At 64.0% G+C, this 25,862-nt stretch carries 23 protein-coding genes; 5 read left to right on the plus strand and 18 right to left on the minus strand.

Annotated features, from left to right (window positions below; all coding sequences use genetic code 11):
- The first annotated feature begins 57 nt into the window (after positions 1-57).
- Together T331_RS0112160 and T331_RS0112165 are read left to right on the plus strand one after the other, a co-directional pair.
- Positions 58-690 (plus strand): peroxiredoxin, encoded by a 633-nt coding sequence (locus tag T331_RS0112160; protein WP_008493720.1) that lies wholly within the window; start codon positions 58-60, stop codon positions 688-690.
- A complete protein-coding gene (locus tag T331_RS0112165; RefSeq protein ID WP_026440209.1) occupies positions 687-1,094 on the plus strand; it encodes an ArsR/SmtB family transcription factor in 408 nt (135 codons plus the stop codon). The genes T331_RS0112160 and T331_RS0112165 overlap by 4 nt, the downstream gene beginning before the upstream one ends.
- 105 nt (positions 1,095-1,199) lie before the next feature.
- Here T331_RS0112165 and paoC read toward each other — a convergent pair whose 3' ends face one another.
- The 10 genes from paoC to T331_RS0112215 all read right to left on the minus strand — a co-directional run bounded on the left by paoC (position 1,200) and on the right by T331_RS0112215 (position 13,128).
- Complete coding sequence (gene paoC, locus T331_RS0112170) at positions 1,200-3,392, minus strand: aldehyde oxidoreductase molybdenum-binding subunit PaoC (protein ID WP_026440210.1); 2,193 nt, start codon at positions 3,390-3,392, stop codon at positions 1,200-1,202.
- Positions 3,389-4,363, minus strand: coding sequence for an FAD binding domain-containing protein (locus T331_RS0112175; protein WP_026440211.1), 975 nt, complete (start codon positions 4,361-4,363; stop codon positions 3,389-3,391). The genes paoC and T331_RS0112175 overlap by 4 nt, the downstream gene beginning before the upstream one ends.
- Positions 4,360-4,995 (minus strand): aldehyde dehydrogenase iron-sulfur subunit PaoA, encoded by a 636-nt coding sequence (paoA, locus tag T331_RS0112180; protein WP_026440212.1) that lies wholly within the window; start codon positions 4,993-4,995, stop codon positions 4,360-4,362. The genes T331_RS0112175 and paoA overlap by 4 nt, the downstream gene beginning before the upstream one ends.
- A complete protein-coding gene (locus T331_RS18265) occupies positions 4,992-5,948 on the minus strand; it encodes an XdhC family protein (protein WP_051622348.1) in 957 nt (318 codons plus the stop codon). The genes paoA and T331_RS18265 overlap by 4 nt, the downstream gene beginning before the upstream one ends.
- Before the next feature lie 438 nt (positions 5,949-6,386).
- Entirely contained in the window at positions 6,387-7,283 is an 897-nt protein-coding gene (locus T331_RS0112190; protein WP_081822238.1) for a SphA family protein, read from the minus strand.
- A gap of 43 nt (positions 7,284-7,326) precedes the next feature.
- The gene (locus tag T331_RS0112195) at positions 7,327-8,667 is read right to left on the minus strand and encodes an MFS transporter (protein ID WP_026440214.1); all 1,341 of its coding nucleotides are present in this window, start codon (positions 8,665-8,667) and stop codon (positions 7,327-7,329) included.
- Positions 8,668-8,735: 68 nt separating this feature from the next.
- On the minus strand, positions 8,736-9,581 hold the full coding sequence (locus tag T331_RS0112200) for a fumarylacetoacetate hydrolase family protein (RefSeq protein WP_008493731.1): 846 nt from the start codon (positions 9,579-9,581) through the stop codon (positions 8,736-8,738).
- Positions 9,562-11,172: a bifunctional 3-(3-hydroxy-phenyl)propionate/3-hydroxycinnamic acid hydroxylase gene (locus tag T331_RS0112205; RefSeq protein WP_026440215.1), complete on the minus strand. Its 1,611-nt coding sequence runs from the start codon at positions 11,170-11,172 to the stop codon at positions 9,562-9,564. Before T331_RS0112205 ends, T331_RS0112200 begins: the two co-directional genes overlap by 20 nt.
- Positions 11,169-12,095 (minus strand): VOC family protein, encoded by a 927-nt coding sequence (locus T331_RS0112210; protein WP_026440216.1) that lies wholly within the window; start codon positions 12,093-12,095, stop codon positions 11,169-11,171. Before T331_RS0112210 ends, T331_RS0112205 begins: the two co-directional genes overlap by 4 nt.
- The gene (locus T331_RS0112215; protein WP_026440217.1) at positions 12,085-13,128 is read right to left on the minus strand and encodes an amidohydrolase family protein; all 1,044 of its coding nucleotides are present in this window, start codon (positions 13,126-13,128) and stop codon (positions 12,085-12,087) included. The genes T331_RS0112210 and T331_RS0112215 overlap by 11 nt, the downstream gene beginning before the upstream one ends.
- 100 nt (positions 13,129-13,228) lie before the next feature.
- Here T331_RS0112215 and T331_RS18270 point away from each other — a divergent pair, with 100 nt between their 5' ends.
- A complete protein-coding gene (locus T331_RS18270; RefSeq protein WP_008493735.1) occupies positions 13,229-13,936 on the plus strand; it encodes a GntR family transcriptional regulator in 708 nt (235 codons plus the stop codon).
- Positions 13,937-14,088: 152 nt separating this feature from the next.
- Here the strand turns inward: T331_RS18270 and T331_RS18275 are convergent, their stop codons facing one another.
- The 8 genes from T331_RS18275 to T331_RS0112260 all read right to left on the minus strand — a co-directional run bounded on the left by T331_RS18275 (position 14,089) and on the right by T331_RS0112260 (position 22,509).
- Entirely contained in the window at positions 14,089-15,426 is a 1,338-nt protein-coding gene (locus tag T331_RS18275) for a sensor histidine kinase (RefSeq protein ID WP_051622350.1), read from the minus strand.
- 32 nt (positions 15,427-15,458) lie between these two features.
- The gene (locus T331_RS0112230; RefSeq protein ID WP_026440218.1) at positions 15,459-16,142 is read right to left on the minus strand and encodes a response regulator transcription factor; all 684 of its coding nucleotides are present in this window, start codon (positions 16,140-16,142) and stop codon (positions 15,459-15,461) included.
- The gene (locus tag T331_RS0112235; RefSeq protein WP_026440219.1) at positions 16,142-17,539 is read right to left on the minus strand and encodes an MFS transporter; all 1,398 of its coding nucleotides are present in this window, start codon (positions 17,537-17,539) and stop codon (positions 16,142-16,144) included. Before T331_RS0112235 ends, T331_RS0112230 begins: the two co-directional genes overlap by 1 nt.
- 116 nt (positions 17,540-17,655) lie before the next feature.
- A complete protein-coding gene (locus T331_RS0112240; RefSeq protein WP_026440220.1) occupies positions 17,656-18,702 on the minus strand; it encodes an ABC transporter substrate-binding protein in 1,047 nt (348 codons plus the stop codon).
- 22 nt (positions 18,703-18,724) lie between these two features.
- On the minus strand, positions 18,725-19,576 hold the full coding sequence (locus tag T331_RS0112245; RefSeq protein ID WP_026440221.1) for an ABC transporter permease: 852 nt from the start codon (positions 19,574-19,576) through the stop codon (positions 18,725-18,727).
- Positions 19,576-20,460, minus strand: coding sequence for an ABC transporter ATP-binding protein (locus T331_RS0112250; protein WP_008493742.1), 885 nt, complete (start codon positions 20,458-20,460; stop codon positions 19,576-19,578). The genes T331_RS0112245 and T331_RS0112250 overlap by 1 nt, the downstream gene beginning before the upstream one ends.
- A complete protein-coding gene (locus T331_RS0112255; RefSeq protein ID WP_026440222.1) occupies positions 20,448-21,950 on the minus strand; it encodes a DcaP family trimeric outer membrane transporter in 1,503 nt (500 codons plus the stop codon). Before T331_RS0112255 ends, T331_RS0112250 begins: the two co-directional genes overlap by 13 nt.
- Positions 21,951-22,152: 202 nt before the next feature.
- On the minus strand, positions 22,153-22,509 hold the full coding sequence (locus T331_RS0112260; protein ID WP_244876954.1) for a c-type cytochrome: 357 nt from the start codon (positions 22,507-22,509) through the stop codon (positions 22,153-22,155).
- A gap of 616 nt (positions 22,510-23,125) precedes the next feature.
- Between T331_RS0112260 and hcp the strand changes: the two genes are divergently transcribed.
- Positions 23,126-24,778: a hydroxylamine reductase gene (gene hcp, locus T331_RS0112265; protein WP_026440224.1), complete on the plus strand. Its 1,653-nt coding sequence runs from the start codon at positions 23,126-23,128 to the stop codon at positions 24,776-24,778.
- Between the two features lie 54 nt (positions 24,779-24,832).
- Positions 24,833-25,840, plus strand: coding sequence for an FAD-binding oxidoreductase (locus T331_RS0112270; RefSeq protein ID WP_026440225.1), 1,008 nt, complete (start codon positions 24,833-24,835; stop codon positions 25,838-25,840).
- The last annotated feature ends 22 nt before the right edge of the window (positions 25,841-25,862 follow it).

Below are 25,862 nucleotides of genomic sequence, written 5' to 3' on the forward strand. Positions count from 1 at the left end.
ACTGACCTTGTGTCAAGTGAAACTTGCGGCAATCTGGCAGGATGAGGCTGATGATCGATGAATGATACCCCCCTGCAAGCCGCCCCCCGCCCGTTGCGGCTCGGCGATCCCGCCCCGGATTTCGTCGCCCGCACCACCCAGGGCGAGGTCAGGCTTTCCGGCTTTCGCAAACGCTGGCTGCTGTTCTTCTCGCATCCGGCGGATTTCACCCCGGTCTGCACCACCGAATTCGTGGGGTTGGCCAAGGCCGCCGACCGCTTCGCGGCGATGAACTGCGCCCTGCTCGGGCTTTCGGTGGATAGTTTGTTCTCCCACCTGGCCTGGTTGCGGGCGATCCAGGAGGCGTTTGGCGTCACCGTGCCCTTCCCGCTGGTCGAGGATCCGAGCATGGCGGTCGGCCGCGCCTATGGCATGCTGGACGAGACCACGCCGGACAGCGCCAGCGTGCGCGCCAGCTATTTCATCGACCCGAACGGCATCATCCGGGCGATGACCTGGTATCCGCATAATGTCGGCCGTTCGGTGGAGGAGACGCTGCGCCTGCTCGCCGCGCTGCAGGCGACGCATGACGACAAGGCGATGGCGCCGGAAGGCTGGCGCCCCGGCGAGGCGCTGCTGGCCCCGCCCGCCGCCTCGCTCGCCGGCATCGAGGCCGGGCCGGACTGGTTCTGCCATAAGGTGAGAGGATGAGCCCGTTGCATCAGGACCGCGCCCGGGCTGAGGCGGCGGCTGATCTGCTGAAGGTTTATGCGCAGCCGCAGCGTCTGATGATCCTGTCGCTGCTGCTGGAGGGCGAGCGCACGGTCAGCGAGATCGACGCCGCCACCGCCATCGGCCAGCCGGCCTTGAGCCAGCAGCTGGCGGAGCTGCGCCGCAAGGAGCTGGTGCGCACCCGGCGCCAGGGCACGCAGATTTTCTATGCGCTGGCGGATGCGAAAACCGAACTCTGCGTGACCTGCATGCAGGCGATGCTGGGCGGGGACGCGCAGAGCGCGCTGCGCCTGCAGGCCGGGCAAGCCTCGGCGCCGGCGCAAACCCAGCCCAGCGCGCCGCCCGCCGGCACGGCGCGCTTCGCCCGGATCATTCCCGCCTAGAGCATCAAGCTTTTAGCTTGATGCTTTAAGTTTTGTTTTAGCGCGCAATTTCATGTGCTTATCCTGACGCTGGCGCGTCAACCTAAACACATATTGCTCTAAGTTTCAGGCCGGCATGGCCGCCAGCAGCTTGTCCAGCGTCACCGGATAGTCGCGCACCCGAACCCCGGTGGCATTATACACAGCATTGGCCACCGCCGCCGCCGCGCCGCACAGCCCCAGCTCGCCCACCCCCTTGGCCTTCATCGGCGAGGAGAGCGGGTCCGGCTCGTCCAGGAATACCACCTCCTGATGCGGAATATCCGCATGCACCGGCACCTCGTACCCGGCGAGATCGTGATTGGCGAAATAGCCGCGCTGATGGTCGACCGCCAACTCCTCCATTAGCGCCGCGCCAACCCCCATCGTCATCGCGCCGATCACCTGGCTGCGGGCGGATTTGGGGTTGAGGATGCGCCCGGCATCGCAGACCGCCAGCATCCGCCGCACCCGGATTTCCGCCGTCGCCGCATCCACCGACACCTCGGCGAAATGCGCGGCGAAGGTGGATTGCTGATAGCGTTCCGCCAGATCGCCATATTCGATGCCATCCTCGGCCACCAGCTCGCCCTGGCGGGCGGCCTGCGCCAAGGCGGTGCGGTTGCCGCCGGACTGCACCCGGCCATCGGCGAATACCGCATCGGCCTCATTGAGCCCCAGCCGCGCGACGATCAGCTGGCGCAGCCCGACACAGGCGGCATAGACGCCGGCGGTGGCATTGTTCGCCCCCCATTGCCCGCCCGAGCCGGCGGAGACGGGGGAGTCGGAATCCCCCAGCCGCACCTCCACCTGCGCCATCGGCAACCCCAGCATCTCGGCGGCGGTCTGGGCGATGATGGTGTAGCTGCCGGTGCCAATATCGGTCATGTCGGTCTCGACGATCAGCCGGCAATCGCGGGTCAGCCGCACCCGGGCGGCGGATTTGGTCAGCAGATTATTGCGGATGCCGGCGGCGACACCGAGCCCAATGAAAGCGCCGCCCTCCCGGCGCTGGCCGGGCTTGGCCTGGCGTTGCGCCCAGCCGAAACGCTGCGCGCCGCGTTTCAGACATTCCACCAGATGGCGTTGCGAAAACGGCCGCCCAGGGTTTTCCGGATCCACCCGGGTGTCGTTGAGGATCCGGAACTGCACCGGGTCCATGCCCAGCCGCTCCGCCATCTCATCCATCGCCACTTCCAGCGCCATCAGCCCGGAGGCCTCGCCGGGGGCACGCATGGCATTGCCCTCGGGCAGATCCAGCCGCGCCAGCCGGGTGCGGGTGAGCCGCCCCGGGGCGGCGTAGAGCAGCCGGGTCTGATGCACGGCGGTCTCGGTGGCGCCGCCCGGCAGATTGCCGGACCAGCTTTCATGCGCGATCGCCAGCAGCCTGCCATCCGGCGCGGCGCCCAGGCGGATGCGCTGGCGCGTCGCCGGGCGGTGGGTGGTGTTGTTGAAGATCATCGGGCGGGTCAGCGCCACCTTCACCGGCCGGCCGACCTCCCGCGCCGCCAGCGCCGCCAGGATGCAATCCGCGCGCAGGAATAATTTGCCGCCGAAGCCGCCGCCGACATAAGGCGAATCCAGCCGCACCTTCTCCGGCGGCAGCCCCAGCGTTTCCGCCACATCCGCCTTGCCCCAGGCGATCATCTGGTTCGAGGTCCAGATCGTCACCGCGCCATCCTTCCAGGCGGCGATGCTGGCATGCGGCTCCATCATCGCGTGCGACTGGTCGGGGGTGGTGTAGGTCTCATCCAGCGTCACCGGGGCCTGCGCATAGTCACGCGCGAAATCGCCGAATCCGCTGTCGGGATCACCGGATTCGGGTTTCACGGCGCGCTCCTGCGCCGCCGCCAGATCGAACTGGCCCGGCTGCGCCTCATAATCCGGACGGATCAGCAGCGCCGCCGCGCGCGCCATCTCGAAACTCTCCGCCACCACGATGGCGATGGCCTGGTCGTAATGCTCGATCTCCGGGCCGCCGAGCAGCCGCGCGGTATTGCGCTTGCCCTTGCCGAGCTTGCCGGCATTGGCGGCGGTGACGATGCCCAGCACGCCGGGGGCGGCGCGCGCGGCGTCCAGATCCATCGCCTTGATGCGGCCCTTGGCGATGCCGGCGCCGATGATATAGCCATAGGCCTGATCGGGCACGACCTCATGACGCTCATAGGCGTAAGGCGCGCTGCCGGTGACTTTCAGCTGGCCCTCGATGCGGTCCAGCGGCTGGCCGATGAAACGCTGCCGGTCGATCGGGTTGGTTGTGGCGGGGGCGTCGAATTTCATGACATCATCTCCTTCCCCTGCATCTCCCGCGCCTGCGCCAGCGCGGCGGTGATGGTCCGGGCCAGAAGGGGCTGTTTGAAGGCATTGTCCGGACGGGGCCGCGCCCCGTCCAGCAAGGCGGCAGAGACTTCTGCGCCGCCTTGCGGCAGCGCCGCATCCGCCGCCTCCACCCGCCAGGGGCGCGGGGCGATGCCGCCGGCGGCCAGGCGCCCGCTGCCATCCGGCTGGATCACCGCCGCCACCGTGACCAAGGCAAAGGCGTAAGAGGCGCGGTCCCGCACCTTGCGATAGATCTGCGCCCCGCCCAGAGGCGGCGGCAGGATCACCGCCTGGATCAGCTCGCCGGGGCGCAGATCATGCTCGATCTGCGGCGTCTCACCCGGCAGCCGGTAGAAATCCTGCAAGGCGATGCGCCGGCTGATGCCATCCGCGCCGATCGTCTCGACCACCGCATCCAGCGCCATCATCGCCACCGCCATGTCGCTCGGATGGGTGGCGATGCAGGACTCGCTGACCCCGACCAGCCCGAGCTGGCGCGCCACCCCGCCCATGGCCGCGCAGCCGCTGCCGGGCGCGCGCTTGTTGCAGGGCTGGCGCGGATCGTAAAAATACACGCAGCGTGTGCGCTGCAGCAGGTTGCCCGCCGTCGTCGCCTTGTTGCGCAACTGCCCGGAAGCGCCGGCGAGCAAGGCGCGGGAGAGCAGCGCATAATCGCGCCGCACCCGCGCATCCGCCGCCAGATCCGTGTTGCGCACCAGCGCGCCGATGCGCAAGCCGCCCTCTGGCGTCGGCTCGATGCTGTCCAGCCCGAGCCCGTTGACGTCAATCAGATGCGCCGGGGTTTCGATCTGCAATTTCATCAGATCCAGAAGATTGGTGCCGCCGGCGATGAATTTCGCATTCGGCGTGGCCGCCGCCTCGGCCGCCGCTTCCGCCGGGCTGCTGGCGCGGCTATAGGTGAAGGCCTTCATGCCGGCTCTCCGGCGATCTCGCGCATCGCCTCCATGATGTTGGAATAGGCGCCGCAGCGGCAGATATTGCCGCTCATCCGCTCGCGCAGCTCAGCTTCGGACAGGGTCGGCGCCTCTGTCAGGCTGGGGCTGACATGGCTGGGAATGCCCGCCTGCAGCTCCGCCAGCACCGCGACGGCCGAGCAGATCTGCCCTGGCGTGCAATAGCCGCACTGAAACCCGTCATGATGCAGGAAGGCCGCCTGCATCGGGTGCAGCTCACCCGGCTGGCCCAGACCTTCGATGGTGGTGATCTCGTCGCCTTCATGCATCACCGCCAGGCTGAGGCATGAATTGATCCGCCGGCCTTGCACCAGCACCGTGCAGGCGCCGCATTGGCCGTGATCGCAGCCTTTCTTGCTGCCGGTGAGCTGCAGATGCTCCCGCAGCGCATCCAGCAGGCTGGTGCGTGTATCCAGCCGCAAACGGCGCGCTTCGCCGTTCACGGAAAAGCTCACCTCCATCATCGTCGGGCTATCCTGCATGTCCGTCTCCTTTCTGGTTGCGGCCCGGACCGGCCCGGCCCCCGCCAGCGCGCCGCCGCCGAGCAGCACCGCGCGTCTTGAAATGTCGAATTCGTCACCGCCGATCATGACGCCGCCGCCAGCAAGGACGGGGCAGACACCGCGCAGGCCGCCTGGTGGCGCGTGGCGATCTCGCCCAAAGCGGAGAGGGCGAGCAGCTCAGGCTCGCGCACCGCCGGGATCAGCCCGATCGGCCCGGTGAGCCGCGCCAGCGCGGCGGCCGCCACGCCCTGCGCCGCCAGCCCTTGCAGCCGGCGCGCCTGGGTGGCGCGGCTGCCCATGGCGCCAATGTAAAACGCGTCGCTGGCCAGGGCCGCCTGCAACAGCCCCGCCTCCCATTCATGGTCGTGAAACAGCAGCACGATGGCGCTGTGCCGGTCCGCCCGCAGCGCCGGCGGATGGCGGCGATCCGTCCAGAGCAGGACCTCCGCCCCCAGCGCCGCGGCGGCGTCGAGCATCTCCTGGCGCGGGCTGAGCAGGCAGAGCCCGGCCCCGAAAGCCGCCCCCAGCCGTGCCAGCGCCAGCGCCTCCGCCCCCTGCCCGGCAATGACCAGCCGCAAGGCCGGGCGCAGCGCCACCTGGAATTCTGGCCCGGCCCAGCCGGTACCGGCATCGCCTTCGATGAGGGCGAGGCCGCCTTCGGGGGAAATGCGGAGCGTGACCTCCTGGCGGGCCTGCAAGGCCGCGTGGGCCTGACGCAGCGGAGCGAAATCATTCAACGGCGTGATCAGAACATCCATCCCGCCACCGCAGGGCAGGCGCAGATCCATCATCCGCGAGCCCTGGCCGATGCGAATGCTCTCCGGCCGGCCGCTTGCGATCACCCGCCGCGCCTCGCCGATGATCGCCGCCTCGACACAACCGCCGGAGAGCGTGCCGAAGGCCGCGCCATCCGCCCGCACCGCCATCTGCGCGCCAACCGCCCGCGCGCCGCCGCCGAAAATGGCGGTGACGCTGAGCAAGGCAACGCTGCCAGGTTGTGCCTCCAGCAGAAACCGGAGCAGGGACAAAGTCTCGGGCATGGATCTCTTTTGATGGGCAAACACAGGGACTGCTCTGCCGCCGGCGCGCCGCGTCAGAGAGGTGATGCTCACATGGTGCGGCTGACCGCCTGGCACCAGGGGCAGCCGCACGTCGCGGAAAGATCCTGCCTCAAACTGGATGATTTGTTAATTCGAGGAAGGCCTGGCGGCGGCGCGGTGGCAAAGCCTAGACACATGGCATGGCTCGCTAAAACAAAATTTAGAGCATCAAGCTAAAAACTTGATGCTCTAAGGAGGGCGCCGATTTCGCCTGGCTGAACCGCGCGGTTTCGCAAATCCGCCGGCCCGAGAGCAAGATGATCCTGACTGGACTCAGTCAGGATCAGAAAGTTGCCTGCCAAAACCAACAAAGTTAGGGCGCGCTGCCGCGCGGCTTGGGTTTGGCGCATCGGGCGTTGGGCCCGATGCGCCAAGGGGCTACATCAGCGGCACGCTCAATGTCAGCACGACCTTGCCGGCCTCGCCGACATTGCGGGCATAGACGTCATGGGTGAAGAACATGTTCATCTTGTAGCCCTTGCCCTGATAGGCGACATCCGCCCCCAGCGCGAAGGATTCCGGGGACCCGCCATTGAGCGCTGCGGGGCCGGAATCCGCTGTGATCTGCTTGTAAAAATACGAGACCGGCCCGATCGACCAGTGACCGAAGCCGCGCATCGCGGTGAAGTCCCAATCCATCGTCGTGCCATTGGTGTAATGCGTGGCGCTGTTCTCGAAATTCTTGTCCAGCGTCGCGTGCACCGTGAACTGGTAGGGGGCTGGCAGCCAGCTGACGGACATGTCCGGCTCGATCGTCCAGTGATTCTGCCCGGTATTCACCTTGGCCGTGTCGCTGTACTGGCCGTTGGGCGGGTAGAAGCCGAAATCGGCATCGAAGAAGACATGATGGCCGAGATCCCAGCTCAAGGACAGCGGCGTGAACTCGGTATCAACCAGGCCGGTGCGGTTGAAGGTCTTGCCGCCGGCGGCCCGCGGCGTGGTGAGGCTGACATTCAGCCAGCCGATCGAGCGGATGAACATGCCGTAGCGGGCGCCGAAGATCCGGATGTCGGGAATGTAGGCGATCGAGCCGGTGGCGCCCCAGATATTGGCATGGGCACCGGTGAAATGGCCGTTCCCGTCCACCGGGCGGGACTGGGTGTAGCTCGGCTTGAAGGTGAGATACACACCAGGCGGCGGCAGCAGGCCCGTCGGCTGGCCGAGCGTATTGCCCACCGGATATTCCGGATTGCTGCCGACCATCGCCGCCTCGGCGGGCAGCGACATCGCGGCCAGGCCAATACCGGCCAGCATGAAACGAAATCCTGTCTTCATTGGAAACCTCCCTTGTTATGTTGGATTTGAGATATTCGTTGGATCAGGGCTTGGCGCGGGCGAATGAGGAAGGCTCAAACACGGCGCCGGTATCGCGGGCCTGCCGATAGGCGGCGAAGCGCGCCGCACTGGCTTCGGGAAACAGCAGCAGGAAACTGGCCAGCCCGCCGGCGAGCAGAATCACCCCGCCCAGCCCGAAGGCGATGGCAAAGCCCAGCGGCGCATTTCCCGGATAGGCGCCGATGATCCAGCCATTGATGAAGGTGGAAAAGAACGCGGAGATGGAGGTGGCGGAAATGATTACCACCACCAGCCGGGCGCGCTGACGGGACGGCGCGATCGCGGCGAGGATCACCGGCCCGAAAATCGTCGTCAGGCTCGGCACGGAAAAGGCGATGGCCAGGAAGCAGGTCTGCATCACACCGGCGGGGCTTTGCACCGCCACGAGCAAGGCGGCGCCACTCACCAGCATGGCGAGGCCCGAACTCCAGCCCAGGCAGATGCGGGCACTCCAGCCGCGCTGGCGCATCGTCTGCGTCAGCCAGGAGCCGAGGATGAGCACCGGAGACTGGATCACGTAGATGGCGGAGATGATCCAGCCGGCCTTCAGCGGCGCATAGCCCAGCCCCAGCCGCAGGAAAGGCGGCAGCCAGACCGCGGCCATGCCGATGACCCAATAGCCGAAAAAGGCGATGAGCATGACGCCGATGACCGTGCGGTCCAGCCAGAGCAGGCGAAACGGCAACGGGGTTTCATGCGCCACCGGCGCGGCGTGCTGGCCGGCCAGCGGGCCCTCGCGCCCGATCAGCGCGAACAGCACCATCCAGACCAGGCTCAGCACCCCGCACACCAGGAAGCAGGAGCGCCAGCCAGCATGCACGACAAACCAGCTGAGCAGCGGCCCGCCGATGAGAAAGCCGGCGCTGATGCCTTGCAGAATGAAGGCGGAGGGAAGGTTGCGGCGATGGTCCGGGAACCATTCATAGGCGGCGGTCATCGCCGTGGCCAACGCCGCGCCCTCGCCAATGCCCAGCAGCAACCGGCAGGCGATGATGATTGGCAGGGAGTGGGTGAAGGCGACCGGCAGCTGGCTCGCCGTCCAGATCCCCGCGAGGGCCAGCAATATATATTTCGACCGGTAGCGCCCGACGAAGACCGTGCCGATCACCGTGCCGCCAACCGCGAAAAACAGAAAGAACGCCGCGCCGATCAAGCCGAACTGCTTGGGGGTGAGGCTGAATTCATGCATCATCGGCACGCCCGAGACGCCGAAGGCCAGCTTGTCGAAGAAGTTCAGCGTCTGAAACACGAACAGCAGCGCCACGATCAGATAGGCGCGCGTCGGGATTGCCGGCATTTGCCCGGCCTCGCTTGGACCATTCATTTTTAGTCTCCCCATTATTTTTGGACGTGCCGCCGCGCTGGCGGTTTGCTGGCGCGGCGGCTAGATCATCAAACCTCCTGCGCGACCGGATTGCGCAGTATGCCGAGCCGGTCGATCTCGACCTCGACGACATCCCCGGGCTTCATCCAGAGTGGCGGGTTGCGCTTGGCGCCGACACCGCCCGGCGTGCCGCTGACGATGACGTCGCCCGCCTCAAGCCGGGTGAATTGCGAGCAATATTCGATCTGCGTGGCGATATCGAAGATCATCTGCTCAATCCGCGCCTCCTGCACCACCTCGCCGTTGAGGCGCGTCTGCAGGCGCAGCGCCGCCAGCGGCCCCAGCTCATCGGGGGTCATCATCCACGGGCCGAAGGCGCCGGTATCGGGAAAATTCTTGCCCGGGGTGAACTGCATCGTATGGCGCTGGAAATCGCGCACGCTGCCATCATTATAGCAGGCATAGCCGGCGATATGCGCCATCGCCGCGGCACGGGGAATATAGCGGCCGGGCGTGCCGATGATGACGGCGAGCTCGCCCTCGTAATCGAGATCATTGGAGAGTTTCGGCCGCAGGATCGGCGCCATATGGCCGATCTGGCTGTTGGCGAAGCGGGCGAAGATGGTGGGATGCGCAACCTCCGGCCGCCCGGTCTCCTGGCGGTGCATCTCATAGTTCAGGCCGACGCAAAGAATCTTGTCCGGGTTGGGGATCACCGGCAGGAAGCGCAGCGCCTCCAGCTTCGTGGCCTGCGCCTGGGCGCGGGCTTGCGCCACCCCGTCCAGCCCGCCGGCGATGGCGGATTTGAGGTCGGCATAACGCGCCCGCAGGACGCTGCCGACATCGAGGAACATCTCTCCCTCGATCACGCCCCAATGCGGGGCATTGGCGATTTCAACTGTGGCAAGCTTCATGTTTCACTTCCTGGTGGATGGGTTCGGCGCAGGCGAGCTGCGCCCGGCAGGTGGCGAGCAGCGCCGGCAGCGCCTGGGCGTTCGCCGCCGTGCCAAAGACGTAATGATCGGGACGCACCAGCACGGCCTGGGCCTGATGGCGGTCGAACCAGGCGGCCATGACGCCGTCCTGTTCCTCAAGCGCGTCCGGCAGCGCCGCCCCCACCGGGGCGATGGCGTACAGGCCGATCCCGTCCGCCGGCGTCAGCAGGGCGGCAAGATCCCGCACCCGCAGCACGCGGCCATCCAGGATCAGCCGCCAGCCGGTGCCGGTCAGCCTGTCGAGCAGCGCGGCGCCGCCCGCCTGGCGGATCAGCGGCTGCACGAACAACAGCCCGCGCCCTGGGTTGCCTGGCGGCGCGAGCAGCCCGGTCTCCAGCGGCGGCACAATATCCTGGCGCGTGACATGCGGCGGGACGCCGCCGCCCTGCGCCAGCAAATCTTCATCGCGCGCCGCCGCCCGCGCCGGGTCGCGCTCGCAGATCATCTGGCCGATCGCCTTGATCTTGCCGGTCAATGTCTCGACATGAAGGCGCCGCTCCGCCTCATAGCTGTCGAGCAGCGCCAGCGGCGATTGCCCGCGCAGCACGCGCGCCAGCTTCCAAACCAGATTGGTGACATCGCGCAGCCCCTGGCACATGCCCTGGCCGATGAAAGGCGGTTGCTGGTGCGCGGCATCCCCGGCGATGAGCACGCGCCCGCGCCGCCAGCTTTGCGCCACCAGCGCATGGAAGCGGTAAGCGGCGGCGCGCCACAGCTCGCCCTCGCTGGGCGCCATGAAGCCGGCCAGCAGCCGCCAGACCTGCTCCGGCGCCGCCATCTCGCGCGGGTTTTCGCCCGGCAGCAGCATGATCTCCCAGCGCCGGTGATTGCCCGGCCCGATGATGTAGGTGGTCGGCCGCGCCGGGTCGCAGAACTGCGCCGAGCATTGCGGCAGCTTGGCCAGCGCCGCGTCGCCGCAGCGTATATCCACCACCAGCCAGGGCTCATCGAAAATCAGGTCGCGCAGCGCCATATCGGCCAGCTGGCGCACGGTACTGGAGGCGCCATCGCAGCCGAGCAGGAATTTGCCGCGGATCTGGCGCTGCGTGCCGTCTTCCGCGCGCAGCGTGGCAAGGATCTCTTCGCCGCGTTCCTCGAAGCCGATCAGCTCCGCGCCGGTGACGATGCTGACATTGGCGAAACCTGCCGCATGCGCGCGCAGCGCCGCCTCCACCGGCGGCTGGGTGAAGACCATGCTGGGCGTGTAGCCCAGAGGATAAGGCGGCTGCACCATGTCGATGGTGCGGATCAACTGGCCTTGCGCGCCGAAATGCTGCGAGGCGGTGAAGGGCGCGACATAAGGCCGCACCGCCTCCGCCACCCCCATATTGTCGAAATGCCTGAAAATTTCGTGATCGAGCGCAATCGCCCGAGGCTTGTCATAAACCTCCGTCTGCCGTTCGACCACCAGCACGCGAAAGCCATGCGCCCCCAGCAGCCCGGCCGCCGTCGCCCCGGAGGGGCCGAAGCCGGCAATCACGACATCGAAGAGCTCATCTGCGTGGGTCACGACTTCACCTTTGTCTCGTTAATTCCAGGCGCATCGGCGAAGCCGATGGCGAGTTGCGCGGCCTTGCAGGCGGCGGTCTTGGGCGGGGCGACGCCCCAATGATCAGTACGGCCGGGCGGCCAGACCCAGTCCTGCGGGCCCCGGAAGCGGTAGCTCTCATCCACCTGCAGCACCTCGGCGGTGTATTCGACCACGACATCGTCCGGCCCGACGAAATAGGCGAACACATTATCCCCCGGCCCGTGCCGCCCCGGCCCCCAGCCGATGCCACAGCCATGATCGACCACATGCCCGGCACCGCGCATCACCGATTCCAGATCCGGCAGCAGGAAGGCGACATGGTTGAGCCCGTTCACCGGCGCCTGGGCGAGCACGATGGCGTGGTGGTCGCTATTGCAGCTGAGGAAGGCCATGGCCTGGGAGCGGTCGGTCAGGCGGAAGCCCAGAACCTCCTGCCAGAAGCGCGACAAATCCTCGATCGCGGCGCTGTTGATGTTCACATGCGCCAGCCGCAGCGGCCGGTTGGGGCGGATGGCGCCTTCGCGGCGCGCATCGCCATGCAGAAATTCCAGCGTGCAGCCTTGCGGTTCGCGGACGATGAAATGGGTGCCGCCGGCTGGGCCATGGTCCGGTCCGGGCGGTTGCAGGATGGTGCAGCCGGCTTGCACGCAAGCTTCGTAAAGCCGGGGCAGATCCGCCGCGGCGCGCACCCGGAAGCTGACGACATCCAAGGCGGCACGCGCGCCGGCGCGCAATTCCAGCACATAGGCATCGTCGGCGCTGGCGGCCAGATAGGCGCGGCCGGGCGCCTGCGCCACCAGCTCCAGCTGCCAGGTTTCGGTATAGAAGGCGCGGGCCGCCTCCAGATCCGGTGTGGAAAGTGCGACGCTGCGGAGCGCGGCGACGGGGTAATCAGGCGGCATCTTGCACCTCATCGATGGCCAGGAAAGCGAGCGCGTTGCGCTGAATCAGGCGCTGGCGCAAATCCGCGTCGGGACATGCGGCGTTGACCTGATCGCACGGCGCCGCCTCGCTGAAATTGAACGGATAATCGGTACCGAGCATGACCCGCTCGGCCCCGAACAACGTGACCAGCCGAGACAGCCAGTCCGGCTCGAACACCAGGGAATCCACGTAAAGCCGGCGCGCGGTGATGGACGGGCATTCCTCCAGCGCCTCGCGCAGGGCCGGAAACACCTCATACCCGCGCCGCAGCCGCGGCAGCAGCGCGGCGAAGCTGCCGCCGCCATGGCTGAAACCCAGCCGCAGATCCGGGCAGTCCCGGACCAGGCCGCCGGTGATCGCGGACGCCAGGGCCAGCCCGACATCCGTGGGATAGCCGAGCACCTGCTGCAAGGGCGCGGGGCCGACCAGCCGCGCCATGCCCGCCGGGCGCACCGCATGCACGAACACCGCCGCCCCCAGCCGCGCGGCCTCGGTGAAGAAGGGCCGCAGCCCCGGATCGCCGATTGGCGTTTCGTTGATATTGCTGCCGATCTCGACACCGCGAAAGCCAGGAATGGCCATGACCCGGCGCAGCTCCTCCACCGCCAGATCGAGATCCTGCAAGGGCACCGCCGCCAGCCCGACAAAGCGCCCCTGCCCTTCGCCAAGCAGCGCCGCGATCATATCATTGACATGGCGGATCAGCGCCGCCCCGGCCTGGGCCGGGAGCCAATAGCTGAACAGCTCCGGCATCGGCGAGAGCGCCTGCACGGCGATGCCCATGCGGTCCATATCCTCAAGCCGGCGGCGCGCCTCCCAGCACGCGGCGGAGACGGTGCGATAGGGCTTGGCGTCGATGATCACCGTGCCGTGGCCGCAGCCATCCTGGCGCAGGCTGGGCCAGCCGGCCTGCGCCCCCTCCGGCGCGGCCGGAAAGCTGGCGGGCACGACATGGCAATGCACATCCACCCCCGCGCAGCCACAGGCTTTGATTGACCAGGCTTTTGCCATTTCCCCCTCATTCATTCGCCCAACAAAATACACAAAACAATCTTCCGCGCAAATAATTTATAAATTTTTTTGTTTGAGAGCTTTGTGTATAAACAACAGCATGATTGACCCAGCCAAAGAGCCCCCCGATAACGCCACGACGCTGGCCACCAGCATCTATGAGCGGCTGAAGAATGATATTCTGGCCGCGCGGCTTGAGCCGGGGCAAAAACTCTCCTTGCGCTTCCTGATGGACCAATACGGTACCGGGCAGACCCCTCTGCGCGAGGCGCTGAACCGGCTGGTCATCGAGGAGTTGGTGATCGGCCGCGAGCAACGCGGCTTTTCGGTGACGCCGATCAGCCTGGAGGAGTTGAACGAGCTGACCCGCACGCGCTGCTGGGTGGAAGGGCTGGCGCTGCGCGAGTCGATGCAGAACGCCACCCCTGCCTGGGAGGAAGCGTTGCTGGTGGCGCATCACCGCCTCGCCCGCACACCGCGCTCGCTCAACCCCGAGCAATTCGAGGATAATCCGGCCTGGGAGGTGCTGCACCGGGCGTTTCACGACCGGCTGATCGAAAACTGCGCCTCGCGGCCGCTGATCGGCTTTTGCATGCAGCTGGCCGACCGGCTCTATCGCTACCGGACGATCTCCATCCGCAAGGTGTTCCGGGTGCGCAAGGTCAGCGCCGAGCATGACGCGATCTTGCAGGCCGTGCTGGACCATAACCAGGAGCAGGCGGTTTCGTTGCTACAGGCACATTATATGCGCACCGCCACCGTCATCGAGGCGGATCTGCGCACCGCCGCCTTGTCACTCGCCGGATAGGCAGCGCCGCTTTCGCATGATGCGGCCGTGTATCGTAAAGGGCATTCCGTTAGAGCAATCGGCGTTTAGGTTAACGCGCCTGCGTCACCTTAAACGCCTGAAATTGCTCGCCAAAGCATGAATAGAGCGAGGGAGTGTAAACCCGTCTCGCTCTACCCCCGGAACTCGACCCGTACGATAAGTCCGGGGTGGTTATCCAGCAGGGTAATCTGAGCACCGTGCAATTTTGCGATCGCCCGGACCAGGGGCAAACCCAGCCCGTGGCCGGGCGTGTTCCGGCTTTGGTCGAGCCGCACAAACCGGCGAAATACGCGGTCTCTATCCTCTTCCGGAATGCCTGGCCCCTGATCCGCGATCTCCAGGCGAAACAAGCTTTTTTTATCCGACGACAGGGTGACATTGATGATCCCGCCCGCGGGACTATAGCGGATGGCATTTTCGACCAGATTGACGATCAGTTGCGTCAGCAAGGCGGAATCGCCGCTGATGCATAAATTTTCCTCCGCCGCGCAGCGCAGACTCTGGCCGGCATCGATGGCGACAGCACTGAATTCGTCGCAGATATTCGTCACCAGCGCGCTCAAATCCAATGCTGTGAAGCCGCCCTGCAAGGAGCCAGCCTCCACCTCCGCGAGGCGCAATAGCGAAACGAACACCGAGATGATAAGCGTTGTCTGGGACAGCGCCGCCTCAAGGCCCGAGGATAAAACCGGGTCTTTCCGAACCGCATCGAGCTTCAATAGATGCTTGATCCATTCATGCAACCGGACCAGGGGCGAGCGCAGATCATGCGCGATGTCATTTGTCACCTGGCGGGCATTTTCAACCAGATGCTCGATCGTCTCAAGCATGCGGTTCAGCTCTTCGGTGAGCACATCCAACTCATCATCAATGCCGTAGGCTTCGATGCGCCGGGATAAATCGCCGGTCATGATATCCACGCTGGCATCGCTGATCGCCTGGACGCGCTTCAGACTATGCCCGACGATCAGCAGGCTCGCCAACAGGCCAATTCCGATCAGGGCGCTGAACACGACCGCGAAAATGACGGCGACCCGCTTATTCAATGCCGCGAAGACGCTGGCATCCTCGCCAATGAACAAAAATCCACCATTTGGCAGATCGCGGCCAATCCCGTCGATCCGCTGCACCCCCTGCGGCATTTGTGGATCGGTCAGCCGGGTGATCGTGCTCCATTCCGTAGGCTCGGGTGGCATGGTGATATTGGCGAACAACACCTTTCCGCGCGCATCGAGCAGGGCATAGAAGGTGTGGCTCGGCGCGTGCGCCACCGTCTGCCTGAGTTCCTGCTCCAGCGGCAGCCGATCTGAAATGGCATCGGAAAGAACATCCGCCCGGTCGCCCGCAATAATCGGCGCGAGCTCCTCCTTGGAGGCGATCCGGGTGGCGTTGTAAATCAAAGCAAAAACAATAATCGCGGCGATCGTTGAGAACAACGTTCCCAGAACGGCGAGCCGAAAGCCCGCCATCCGAAAGAGGTTGGTCCTGACCCTCGGCTCTGTCACGTATCGGTGCCCGCACTGATTCGGTATCCGGCACCACGAACGGTTTGGATCAATTCCCGCGAAAATCCACGGTCAATTTTCAGCCGGATCCGGCAGATATGCGATTCGACCAATGTGGTTTGCGGTAAAAAATGATAATCCCAGACGTCTTCGAGAAGCATCGTCCGGGTGACAACCTGGTCCGCATGCAGCATCAAATATTCGAGCAGCCGGAATTCGCGCGGCTTCAAAGAAATCTCGCAAGCGCCACGGCGCGCGGAATGTGTGAGCCGGTCCAGGACAAGATCGCCAACGCGAAGTTGGCTGGGATCCGTCTTGATCTCACGCCGCCGTCTGACCGCCTCGATCCTTGCTTGTAGTTCCGCCATTTCGAACGGCTTCACGACATAATCATCCGCGCCCGCCCGCAAGCCGCGCACCCGCTCATCCACACGTCCCAAGGCGGTCAGGAGGATCACCGGGGTACTGATCTGCATGGACCGAAGCGCTTGAACCACACTCAACCCGTCAAGATAAGGCAGCATTCGGTCGATAATCAGCACATCGAAGGGACTTGTCGTGGCCAGCATCAGGCCGTCGCGGCCATCGCCGGAGACCGCGACGTCATGACCTTCATCGACCAAGGCTTCCTTCAGAAAACCGCTCATGGTCGCATCATCTTCGATCAAGAGAATCTGCATCAGTGACTGATCGCCTCCAAAGGTTGGGCCAATGTACGCGGACCGAAGGCAAAAACTATGATAATTGAAATCGCCATCGTCACGCCGATGAACACCGCGATGGCGGGCACGCCCCCATCGCTGAGAAAATAACCGACAGCGAGACCCGCGAATGCCGCGGACAGGCGGCTCCAGGAATACACGAACCCCACCGCCTGGCCGCGCATACGCGTGGGAAAAAGTTCGGCTTGATATGTGTGGAAGGCGCTCGACATCGCGTTGGAGGCCAGCGTGAAGGCGATCCCAAAGCCGATAATTTCAAACGGGCGGCCAGACAATGCGAAGCCTACCATGAAGGCGCCCATCAAACACAGCGCGATGACAATCTGGGTCGAGCGTTGGATGCGGTCGGCGACCAACATTACCAAGATGGGACCAAAGGGATTGGCCAGGGCGATCAGCATCGAATATTCCAGGCTATTGGTGATGCTGATCCCTCTTGCCATCAATAAAGTCGGCACCCAGGCCGCAAACCCATAAAATCCGACGACTTGACCAATATTAAAAATCGCCATCATCAGCGAGCGCTCAGCATAGCGTGGCGAGAACAGCTCAACAAACCGGCCGGTCGCGGCTTTTTCGGGGACAACCGGGACTGGTGCCGCCAACGTCCCGACAATCTTGACAGCGGCACTTTCGAGCTGCGTGATCACCGCCTCCGCCTGGCTCTCACGCCCCTTCAGCGCCAGCCAGCGCGGGCTTTCCGGCAGCACGCGCCCAAGCCAAAGCGCCACGGGCGCGCCGAGGGCACCGATTAACACGACAACGCGCCATCCTTCCAAACCGCCAAAATGACGATGCACCAATATCAAGGACAGGAAGGCGACGACGGGAACGATTGAAAATGTAATGGTCTGATTGAGGGCGAACGCCCTACCCCGGAATTTGGCCGGCACCAGCTCCGCCAAATAAGCGTCCATGACGACGAGCTGCAGGCCAAACCCCAACCCCGCGGCAAAACGCCAGATATTCAGCCATAATCCCGTATGCTGTAGGGCCATGATCGCCGAGCACAGCAAATACCATAGAATGGCACCGGTAAAGACCGACCGCCGCCCCAGCCAATCGGCCAGAGGTGAGAGGCAAAGCGAACCAACCCAAAGCCCGATAAAAAGCGAAAACACATAGCTGGCACCGCCAGCTATGGAAATACTGCGAAGCGCGGAGAGAGGCCCCAGGCTGGACGCGGAAAACAGGCCACTCGCGCGCATTGCTGGCATGAGATAGCCTGTCTGAAAGACCATATAAAACTCGAAAATGCCGCCGATCGAAATCAATGCCACCAGGCGCCACATGGCTCCCGTCGCGGGAAGCCTGTCGAGCCGCGCGGCGATTCGTGCCGCAGCCGCGGTAGACATCGTTAATTTCCTCCGTCACATATTATGTTTTTTCCATAATCCGACGTATTGGAAATTTGAGCAATAGAAAACAGCGAAAGAGGCGCGGTTTTAATGCGCCTCTTCCTTTGAGTGTTTTACTTCGCGTCACCCAACATCTTGTTGGCGGCGACAACGAAAGTCGGATCCCAGGTCGCCGAGAGATCGACAGGCCCGGTGATCTTCCCCGCGAGCTTCTCGACGTCGAGCACCTTCTCCGGACCACCTTGCGGCATCATGCCATCGGGGAGGAACTGCCCCTTATCCTGGGTCAGCGCCGTGATATATTGCGCTTTGGTCGAAAGCGGGCTGGAGACGAAATCCGTCGGCATTTTATCGGCGATCTGTTCGGCGCTATGCGTGTCGATCCAATGCATGGTTGCGACGAGCGCATTGACCACCGCCTGCGTTTCCTTCGGATGCGCCTTGACCCACTCGGCGCGCGCCAGCACGGAGGCCGCCGGCCACGCGCCACCCAGCCATTTTTCCGCACCCGCCGTGGTCGCCAGATCGATGGACGGATAGCCGACATCCATCGTTTCAATGGCGTTGACGGTCGGCTGCGTCGTCATCGCGCAGGCGACACGGTTATGCTTCAGTGCGCTGATCAATGTTTCGCCGGCGCCAACACCCACGCGCGAAAAATCCTTCGTGGTGAGATGATAGCGCGCCGCAAGATAGAGCGTCAGATCATCCGTGCCCGACCCAAGATCGGTGACACCGATCGCCTTGCCTTTCCAATCCGCCGGCGAGGAGATGTCCGTGCCCTTGGCGCAGAGAATACGCTCGCCAGGCGCGCCGCTCAGCTGCGCCACGTCCACGACATCCTTGCCGTGCAGCTGGAAATCGATGGTATGAACATACCAGGCACCGGCAAAATCGACCTGACCGGAAACCATCGCGTCCTCGGCGCCGATGCCACCCTCCTGCTCGGTGGAGAGCACCATGTTCACGCCATATTTCTTGAAATATCCAAGATCCTGCGCGAGCTGGTAGGGAAGGTAGATCTGCTTGTCGATCCCGCCGATCATCATGGTCACGGTCGGCAGTTTCGCGTCCTGGGCCTTCGCGGCCGGCGCGTGGACCGCCACGGCCGCCAGCGCTGTCGCAGCTAAGATCACATTGCGCATCGTCTTATTGAACATTTGTCGTTTCCTTTGGTTATATTTAGATCGAGTTTCTTGCGCCGTCATTGGCGCTGGCGGGACGCCAGGCCAGGAGTCGTTTTTCGGCCAGCCCCATCAAGCCTTCGGCGCTGATTGCGATGACGCCGATCACGAGCATCGCGCCGAACACACCGTTCGTATCGAAATTATTCTGGGCGGTGGAGATCACCAGCCCCAGACCATGCTGCGCGCCGAGGAATTCGCCGACAATCGCACCGATGATGGAAAATCCAAGCGCGACGTGAAGGCTGGCGATAATCCAGGATGTCGCGGAGGGCACCACAACATGACGGACCAGGTCAAGCCTTGAGGCCCCCAGGATGCGGGCATGCGCGACGAGATTACGGTCTACACTTTTCACCCCCTGATATGCGTTGAAGAACACCACAAAGAACACCAGAACCGCCGCGAGCATCACTTTCGATGGCAGCCCCAGACCGAGCCAGATCACAAAGATCGAGCCGAGCACGATACGCGGCAGCGCATTCACCATCTTGATGTAGGGCGTCATGATATCCGACAGCAGCGGAATTTCACCCAGCAACACACCGAAAAACACGCCCGCCAGCACGCCGAAGACAAAGCCGAGGATCGATTCCTCCATTGTCACCCAGATCTGGTACCAGAACGATCCATAGGCCGTGCCGTTGACGAACCAGTCGCCCAGCCGCTTGACGATCCCGATCGGCGAGCCGAAAAAGAACGGATCGACGATTTTGAGATCGGTCAGGATCTGCCATAAGCCCAGGAAGATCACCAGGGTGCCGATCCGCCCCAACAGCACCAGGTTGCGATAGCGTTGCGCGCGCTGTTTCGCGAGCTGCGCCAGATCAATGTCGCGTCCGCCGTTCATCATGCTGTCTCCCTCTTGGCCGCGGCCATCGCATATGAGCGCTCGACTTCCTCGCGCAGCGAATTCCAGATCAACTTGTACAATTCCAAAAACCTCGGCTGAAAGCGGATATCCTGGATGGCGCCGCGCGGGCGCGGCAAGTCGATCTCGAACACGTCCTTCACCGTCGCCGGGCCGACCGTCATCACCACGACCTGATCGGCAATGGCAATCGCCTCTTCCAGATCATGCGTGACGAACATCACCGAGGGCTTGCTCTGCTCCCAGAGATTCATCAGCTCGTTGGTCATGATCGCGCGCGTCTGCACATCCAGCGCTGAAAATGGTTCGTCCATCATCAGCAGCGAGGGATCGTTAATCAGCGTCGCCGCGAGCTGCACGCGCTTGCGCATGCCGCCGGAGAGCTGATGCGGATAATGATTTTCAAAACCGGTGAGGCCGACCGTGGCCAACCATTCCCTCGCCTTCTCCATTGCCTGTGCCTTCGGTATGCCGTTCATCAACGGGCCGAAGGCGACATTTGCGATCACGGATTTCCATGGCAGCAACGCATCGTTCTGAAACACGAAGCCAACACCAGGCGTGATGCCCATAACTGGCCGGCCGGCCACGTGAATGGTGCCCGCGCTCAACGTATCCAGCCCGGAGGTCAGCGTCAGCGTGGTTGATTTTCCACAGCCCGTGGGCCCCACGATGGCGCAGAATTTTCCCGCGCCAATCTTGATGTTGACATCCCGGATGGCGGTCATCGCCTGTCCCGTCGGCGTCACGAAACGTTTCGTGACGCCTTCCAGGACGATGTCTCCGCCACTCGTCGAATTACTTACCATGGAAAAATCCCCGCCTTCATGTTGCGGGCGTTCCGGTTTCTTCAGAAATGCCATGTACCACCAAACAGGATTTTCTCGGCATTTTTCGGCGGAACGCCAGTGGATTTCTGGAACTGCTTCTGCCCCAGAAGGAACTCAATACCAATATCGGCACTTGGCACAGCCCGCCAAAGAATATTTGCCGAGACCGTCTTTGTGGCCACGGCGTTTGCCGTGTCGGCCGGCAAGAACGCCGCCAGATTTTGATGGTTGTAGCCAATCGCCACGGTCGAGCGCAATGTCGGCATCCAGAAATGCTGGTAATACAGGGTGAAACCCTGATCATCCTGAAGCTTTGTGCCAAGCGTCTTCGGCGTGCCCGTTGTACCGTTATTCACCGCCAGCACGGAGGCGACATTGGCGCCGAAATCGTCAGGAATATAGCGGCCGATGGAGCCCGTCCAATATTGGCCACCGATATTATCTTTGCCGAAGACCTTGTTCAAAGCACCGAGATTGACCGTCGAACCGATGATGGCAGCACCGGTCATGTGACTGGTCCGGTCGCCAAATCCGTCTGAGTAGGCTATGTCCCGCAAGATGCCAGAGAGCTGCACATGCACGAGATCGTTGGTATATTGATATCGTATGCTGAAATCGGGCATCGGTTCGGTCGGCGAGGCGACCTCGATATTGTCCCGCGTATCCTGATAGCCCGACTGCGGATTCTCTGCCGCAAAGCTGAGTATATTCTGCTTATTGACAGGCCAGGTGTAGCGGATCTGCTCAGTGCGCTCGGCCGGCAAACCCGCGGGCCCGGCGAAATCCATGGTCTCTGGCGTGTCGTTATTATCGATGAAGTTGGAGTTGAGCATACCCAGCGTCACCGGACCGATCGTACCAAAGGCGTAAACGATACGTGCGGAGTAAGAATTGTTCTGCAGCGCCTGATTATAATCGCCACCGGCGACATAACCATAAAAATCCAGAGCGAAATTCGTGGTGACCGGGCCGAACCGGCTGGGTGTGCTGCTCTGCACGACCAGCCGCGAGACCTTGCTGTTATACTGGAAATCCCCCTGCGTCGCCCGCCGCGCCGGGCTGTTCGGCAGCAGATTACCGATCGAGAATTTTGGTCCCAAATTCTGCGTGGCATTATATTCTGCCTGCAGATTTACGAAACCGCCAACATGAATCGAGGTGTCCGCGCCGGGGATCAGGAACGAACCGGGCAGGACGCCCTTGGTGACATATTGATCATTGACCACGCCACGCTGCTCCGCCCTGGTGGGCGATACCGCCTGCAAGGCGACCTGGGCCGCCTTGTTATGCTGAATGACCAACGCCTCATCACGCTCCTGGCGCGAGGCCAGTTGCGCCGCGGCCGCGCGCTGGCGGGCCTGCTCCGCGCGCTCCTGCGCCTCATGCGTTTGAACCGTCTGCAATTTGCTTGAGAGCGCCTTCAATTGTGCCGATAGCTGGTTGATCTGCGCTTGCATGTCGGTGACCGACTGCGCATGCGCGGCCATCGGAAACCAGACAGCCAAAATAGCGGCGGAACTCATTAATCCGCGCCTCACACCAAGCTTCATAGATGATCCTCCCATTATATTTTTTCACGCGGTCTTGGACTTCGCGTATGCCGAATAGGGGGCCGGGAGCATTCCCCTTTCATGGCGGTGAGTTTGTAAAAATTTAATGTTGGATGTCGACAGGGCAAAAAAACCCCCGGCGTGGGCGCGCCGGGGGCGGGCCGGGCGTTCCCGCTCAGCTGTGCAAAGTCTTGAGATAAGCAATGATATCAAGGGCTTGTGCCTGGGTGATCTTGCCGGCCCAGGCCGGCATCGGTTGGTCCAGCCGCTTGCCATCCTCGTCACGTGCTTGCAAAATCGCACGTAACATTAATTTCGTGCTGTGGTGATAGGTGGTCTCCAGCCCCGGCGCGCGCAGATCGGCGGAGACGGCGTCACCGAAATGCACGCCGCCCGCGCCGCTGGCGAGGTGACAGCCGCTGCAATTGCGCATGTAAAGCGCCTTGCCGGCGGCGGCGCTGCCTTGCTGCGCCAGCGCCGCGCCAGATGTCAGGAACAAGGCCGAGAGCGCCAATAACGATGTTCTGAACAAGCGAACCTCCATATATTTATGTTGTATTCAAACCGGCCTCGTTATGCCGCGAACCGGGCGGACGCGCCAGCGTCACGGCCATGATTAAACCGTGGCACCTCATCTTCGCCCTAAAACTTTGGCAAAGATGGCGCGCTTGCAAGGGAATAAACCAAATCGAGAGGCAGACCAATATCACCCCGGCAAATTCAGCTTCACCTGCAGCACATCGAACCGGTCTGTAGAGCGTATTCCGTTCACGTTGATGCACGGGATACGCTCTAGCGTTTTGTTCGAGCGAGCAACTTTATCCGATCAAACGAGTCCGTTTGATCGGATGTTGCTCTAGCGTCTCCTTCCCGCTCAAGCCACGCAACCCGGCCGATACGGGCAGAGCCCAGCGAGTCTGAGCGCAGCTTCTGGCCAGTCTTAGAGGCTGTAGCTCGAGCGAAGCGTTCGAGGCGCGGTGGGGCGGCCTGATATGTATCTGTCGAAACAAGAGCGGCCGCGCGTCCCGCATGCACGCCGGCTGGCTGGAGGCAAAGCGTGCCCCTTGATCTGTATCAATGGTCGCCCCGCAAAAAGATGTATTTAGAACGCACCTTTAAGGGTGGAATGATTTTTCGAGGAGCAGGCGATGTTTTGTTTTCAATGCGAGCAGACGGCGCGCCAGGACGGGCAGGCGGGTTGTGCCAGCGCCAAGGGCGTGTGCGGCAAGGATGAGACCACGGCGGATCTGCAGGATTTGCTGATCTACCAGCTGAAAGGGCTGGGCGAGCTGAGCAGCCGGCTGCACCGGCGCGGCACGCCGGACCAGGATGCGGACAGCTTCATCCTCTATGCTTTGTTCACCACCCTCACCAACGTGAATTTCGACCGCACGGTCTTCGTCAAGCTGATCGCCGAGGCGGCGCGCCGGCGCGATGGGCTGCGCGGCGCCCTGGAGGCGGCCGGAGAGCCGCTCACCGGCCTCAGTGCGGCGGCTCATTTCGCCCCGGCGGCGGATCTGGCCGGGTTGCTGGCGCAGGCCAACATCGCCTCGGTGCGAGCCGGGTTGGAGCTGGTCGGCGAAGATGTGATCGGGCTGCGCGCGCTGCTGCTCTACGGGCTGAAAGGTGTGGCCGCTTACGCCCACCATGCCGAGGTGCTGGGCGAACAGCGCGCCGAAATCTATGCCGGCATCGCCCATGCGCTGGATGTGCTGGCGCATGACCCGGCCGATATCGGTCTGCTGCTGGACGAGGCGCTGGCGCTGGGCCAGCTGAACCTGACCGTGATGGAGGCGCTGGACGCCGCCAATACCGGCAGCTTCGGCCAGCCGACGCCGACAAGGGTGCGCACCAGCCCGGTGGCCGGCAAGGCAATCCTGGTCTCCGGCCATGATCTGCGCGATCTGCACAACATTCTGGAGGCCACCCAGGGCACCGGCATCAATATTTACACCCATGGCGAGATGCTGCCCGCCCATGGCTATCCGAAGCTGCACGCCTACCCGCATCTGGCCGGGAATTACGGCGGCGCCTGGCAGAACCAGCAGCAGGAATTTTCCGACTTCCCCGGCCCGATCGTGATGACCTCGAACTGCCTGATCGAGCCGCGCCCCGCCTATCGCAACCGCATCTTCACCGCCGGGCCGGTGGGCTGGCCGGGGCTGCGCCATATCCAGCATGATGATTACGCCCAGGTGATCCAGGCCGCGCAGGCGATGCCGGGCTTCGCCGACACCGCGCCGAAGACCAGCATCCTGGTCGGTTTCGCGCGTGAGGCGGTGCTGGGGGCGGCGCAGACCGTGATCGACGCGGTGAAAGCCGGCGCGATCAAGCATTTCTTCCTGATCGGCGGCTGCGATGGCGCCGCCCCCGGGCGCAATTACTATACCGACTTCGCCGACCACGCCCCGGACGATACCGTGCTGCTGACGCTGGGCTGCGGCAAATACCGCTTCAACAGCCATGAGTTCGGTAATATCGGCCCGCTGCCGCGGCTGCTGGATGTCGGCCAGTGCAACGACACCTACTCCGCCATCCAGATCGCCAGCGCCCTGGCGGAGGCGTTTGCCTGCGAGGTGAATGATCTGCCGCTGACATTGGTGGTCTCCTGGTTCGAGCAGAAGGCGGCGGCGGTGCTGCTGACGCTGCTGGCGCTGGGGCTGCGCAATCTGCGGCTGGGGCCGAGCCTGCCCGCCTTCCTGACGCCGGCGCTGCTGAACGTGCTGGTGGAAAAATTCGGCGTGCAGCCGATCACCACGGCCGAGGCGGATATCGCGGCGGCGCTGGCCCGCGCGGCCTGAACCGCTAGGCTGGCCGGGTATTTCCCCGGCCAGCCTGTTTCCAGGGACAAGACGATGAAGCTCACTTTGCAGACCCGCGACGCGGTAAGCCTCCAAATCGATGCCGCTCCCGGGCAGAGCGTGCTGGCGGCGGCGGAAGCCGCCGGCCTCTACCCGCCCGCCATGTGCCGGGACGGGCAATGCGGCCAATGCGCCGCGCATGTGCGCGCGGGCAGCTATGAGATGGGCCCGCACAGCGCCGCCGCGCTGCCGGCCGGGCCGGGTGGCGTGCTGCTCTGCCGCTGCCTGCCAACGGCCGACCTCGTCGTGGCGCTGCCCTATGACGATGCCCAGCTGCCCCGCCAGAGCGTGCCGGTGCGCGCGGCGGTGGTTGAGGCGCTGCACCCGTGCGGGGCGGCGGCGGTGAGCCTGGTGCTGCGGCTGGTGCCCGATGCGGCAAGCGGCCAGGCGGCGGATTTTCTGCCCGGGCAATATATGGAGCTGCGCCTGCCCGGCGGCACGGTCAGCCGGGCCTATTCGCTGGCCAATCTGCCGAACTGGGACGGGGAGCTGGAATTCCTGATCCGGCTGGTGCCGGGCGGCGCCTTTTCCGGCTGGCTGGCCACTACGGCAAAGCCGGGTGACCGTCTGGAGCTGCGCGGGCCGCTCGGCCATTTCACCCTGGACGAGGCCAGCCCGCGCCCGCGCTGGATGGTCGGCGGCGGCTGCGGTTTCGCGCCTTTGCTCTCGATGCTGCGGCAGATGGCATCCTTCCAGGATCCCACGCCGGTGAAGCTGATCTACGGGGTGAACCGCGCGGCGGAGGCAGTGCCGGAGGCGCTGCTGGCGGAATTGCGCGCGGACCTTCCGCAGCTGGAAACAATCCTCGCCGTCTGGCAGCCGGAGCCGGGCTGCACGGCCTTCCAGGGCAGCAGCGCCGAGGCTCTGGCGGTGGCGCTGAAGACGGCGGCAACGCCGCCGGATCTTTATGTCTGCGGCCCGCCAAAGATGCTGGACGCGGTGCTGGCGGTGGCGCGCGCGGCCGGTCTGCCGCCCGCGCAAATTTTCGCCGAGCGGCTTTAACCGGCCCGGCGGCGAGGGGTAT

This window comes from Acidocella facilis ATCC 35904 (assembly GCF_000687875.1).
Classification (GTDB): domain Bacteria; phylum Pseudomonadota; class Alphaproteobacteria; order Acetobacterales; family Acetobacteraceae; genus Acidocella; species Acidocella facilis.

What these genes read in the sequence shown, in the direction of transcription:
- T331_RS0112270 (WP_026440225.1), top strand. Translation starts at nt 24,833, where the DNA reads ATGAAGCTCACTTTGCAGACCCGCGACGCGGTAAGCCTCCAAATCGAT.
- T331_RS0112175 (WP_026440211.1), bottom strand. Translation starts at nt 4,363, where the DNA reads ATGAAGGCCTTCACCTATAGCCGCGCCAGCAGCCCGGCGGAAGCGGCG.
- T331_RS0112245 (WP_026440221.1), bottom strand. Translation starts at nt 19,576, where the DNA reads ATGAACGGCGGACGCGACATTGATCTGGCGCAGCTCGCGAAACAGCGC.
- T331_RS0112210 (WP_026440216.1), bottom strand. Translation starts at nt 12,095, where the DNA reads ATGCCGCCTGATTACCCCGTCGCCGCGCTCCGCAGCGTCGCACTTTCC.
- paoC (WP_026440210.1), bottom strand. Translation starts at nt 3,392, where the DNA reads ATGAAATTCGACGCCCCCGCCACAACCAACCCGATCGACCGGCAGCGT.
- T331_RS0112235 (WP_026440219.1), bottom strand. Translation starts at nt 17,539, where the DNA reads ATGTCTACCGCGGCTGCGGCACGAATCGCCGCGCGGCTCGACAGGCTT.
- T331_RS18270 (WP_008493735.1), top strand. Translation starts at nt 13,229, where the DNA reads ATGATTGACCCAGCCAAAGAGCCCCCCGATAACGCCACGACGCTGGCC.
- T331_RS0112195 (WP_026440214.1), bottom strand. Translation starts at nt 8,667, where the DNA reads ATGAATGGTCCAAGCGAGGCCGGGCAAATGCCGGCAATCCCGACGCGC.
- T331_RS0112250 (WP_008493742.1), bottom strand. Translation starts at nt 20,460, where the DNA reads ATGGCATTTCTGAAGAAACCGGAACGCCCGCAACATGAAGGCGGGGAT.
- T331_RS18275 (WP_051622350.1), bottom strand. Translation starts at nt 15,426, where the DNA reads ATGGCGGGCTTTCGGCTCGCCGTTCTGGGAACGTTGTTCTCAACGATC.
- paoA (WP_026440212.1), bottom strand. Translation starts at nt 4,995, where the DNA reads ATGATCGGCGGTGACGAATTCGACATTTCAAGACGCGCGGTGCTGCTC.
- T331_RS0112255 (WP_026440222.1), bottom strand. Translation starts at nt 21,950, where the DNA reads ATGAGTTCCGCCGCTATTTTGGCTGTCTGGTTTCCGATGGCCGCGCAT.
- T331_RS0112240 (WP_026440220.1), bottom strand. Translation starts at nt 18,702, where the DNA reads ATGTTCAATAAGACGATGCGCAATGTGATCTTAGCTGCGACAGCGCTG.
- T331_RS0112215 (WP_026440217.1), bottom strand. Translation starts at nt 13,128, where the DNA reads ATGGCAAAAGCCTGGTCAATCAAAGCCTGTGGCTGCGCGGGGGTGGAT.
- T331_RS0112165 (WP_026440209.1), top strand. Translation starts at nt 687, where the DNA reads ATGAGCCCGTTGCATCAGGACCGCGCCCGGGCTGAGGCGGCGGCTGAT.
- T331_RS0112200 (WP_008493731.1), bottom strand. Translation starts at nt 9,581, where the DNA reads ATGAAGCTTGCCACAGTTGAAATCGCCAATGCCCCGCATTGGGGCGTG.
- T331_RS0112160 (WP_008493720.1), top strand. Translation starts at nt 58, where the DNA reads ATGAATGATACCCCCCTGCAAGCCGCCCCCCGCCCGTTGCGGCTCGGC.
- hcp (WP_026440224.1), top strand. Translation starts at nt 23,126, where the DNA reads ATGTTTTGTTTTCAATGCGAGCAGACGGCGCGCCAGGACGGGCAGGCG.
- T331_RS18265 (WP_051622348.1), bottom strand. Translation starts at nt 5,948, where the DNA reads ATGCCCGAGACTTTGTCCCTGCTCCGGTTTCTGCTGGAGGCACAACCT.
- T331_RS0112190 (WP_081822238.1), bottom strand. Translation starts at nt 7,283, where the DNA reads ATGAAGACAGGATTTCGTTTCATGCTGGCCGGTATTGGCCTGGCCGCG.
- T331_RS0112230 (WP_026440218.1), bottom strand. Translation starts at nt 16,142, where the DNA reads ATGCAGATTCTCTTGATCGAAGATGATGCGACCATGAGCGGTTTTCTG.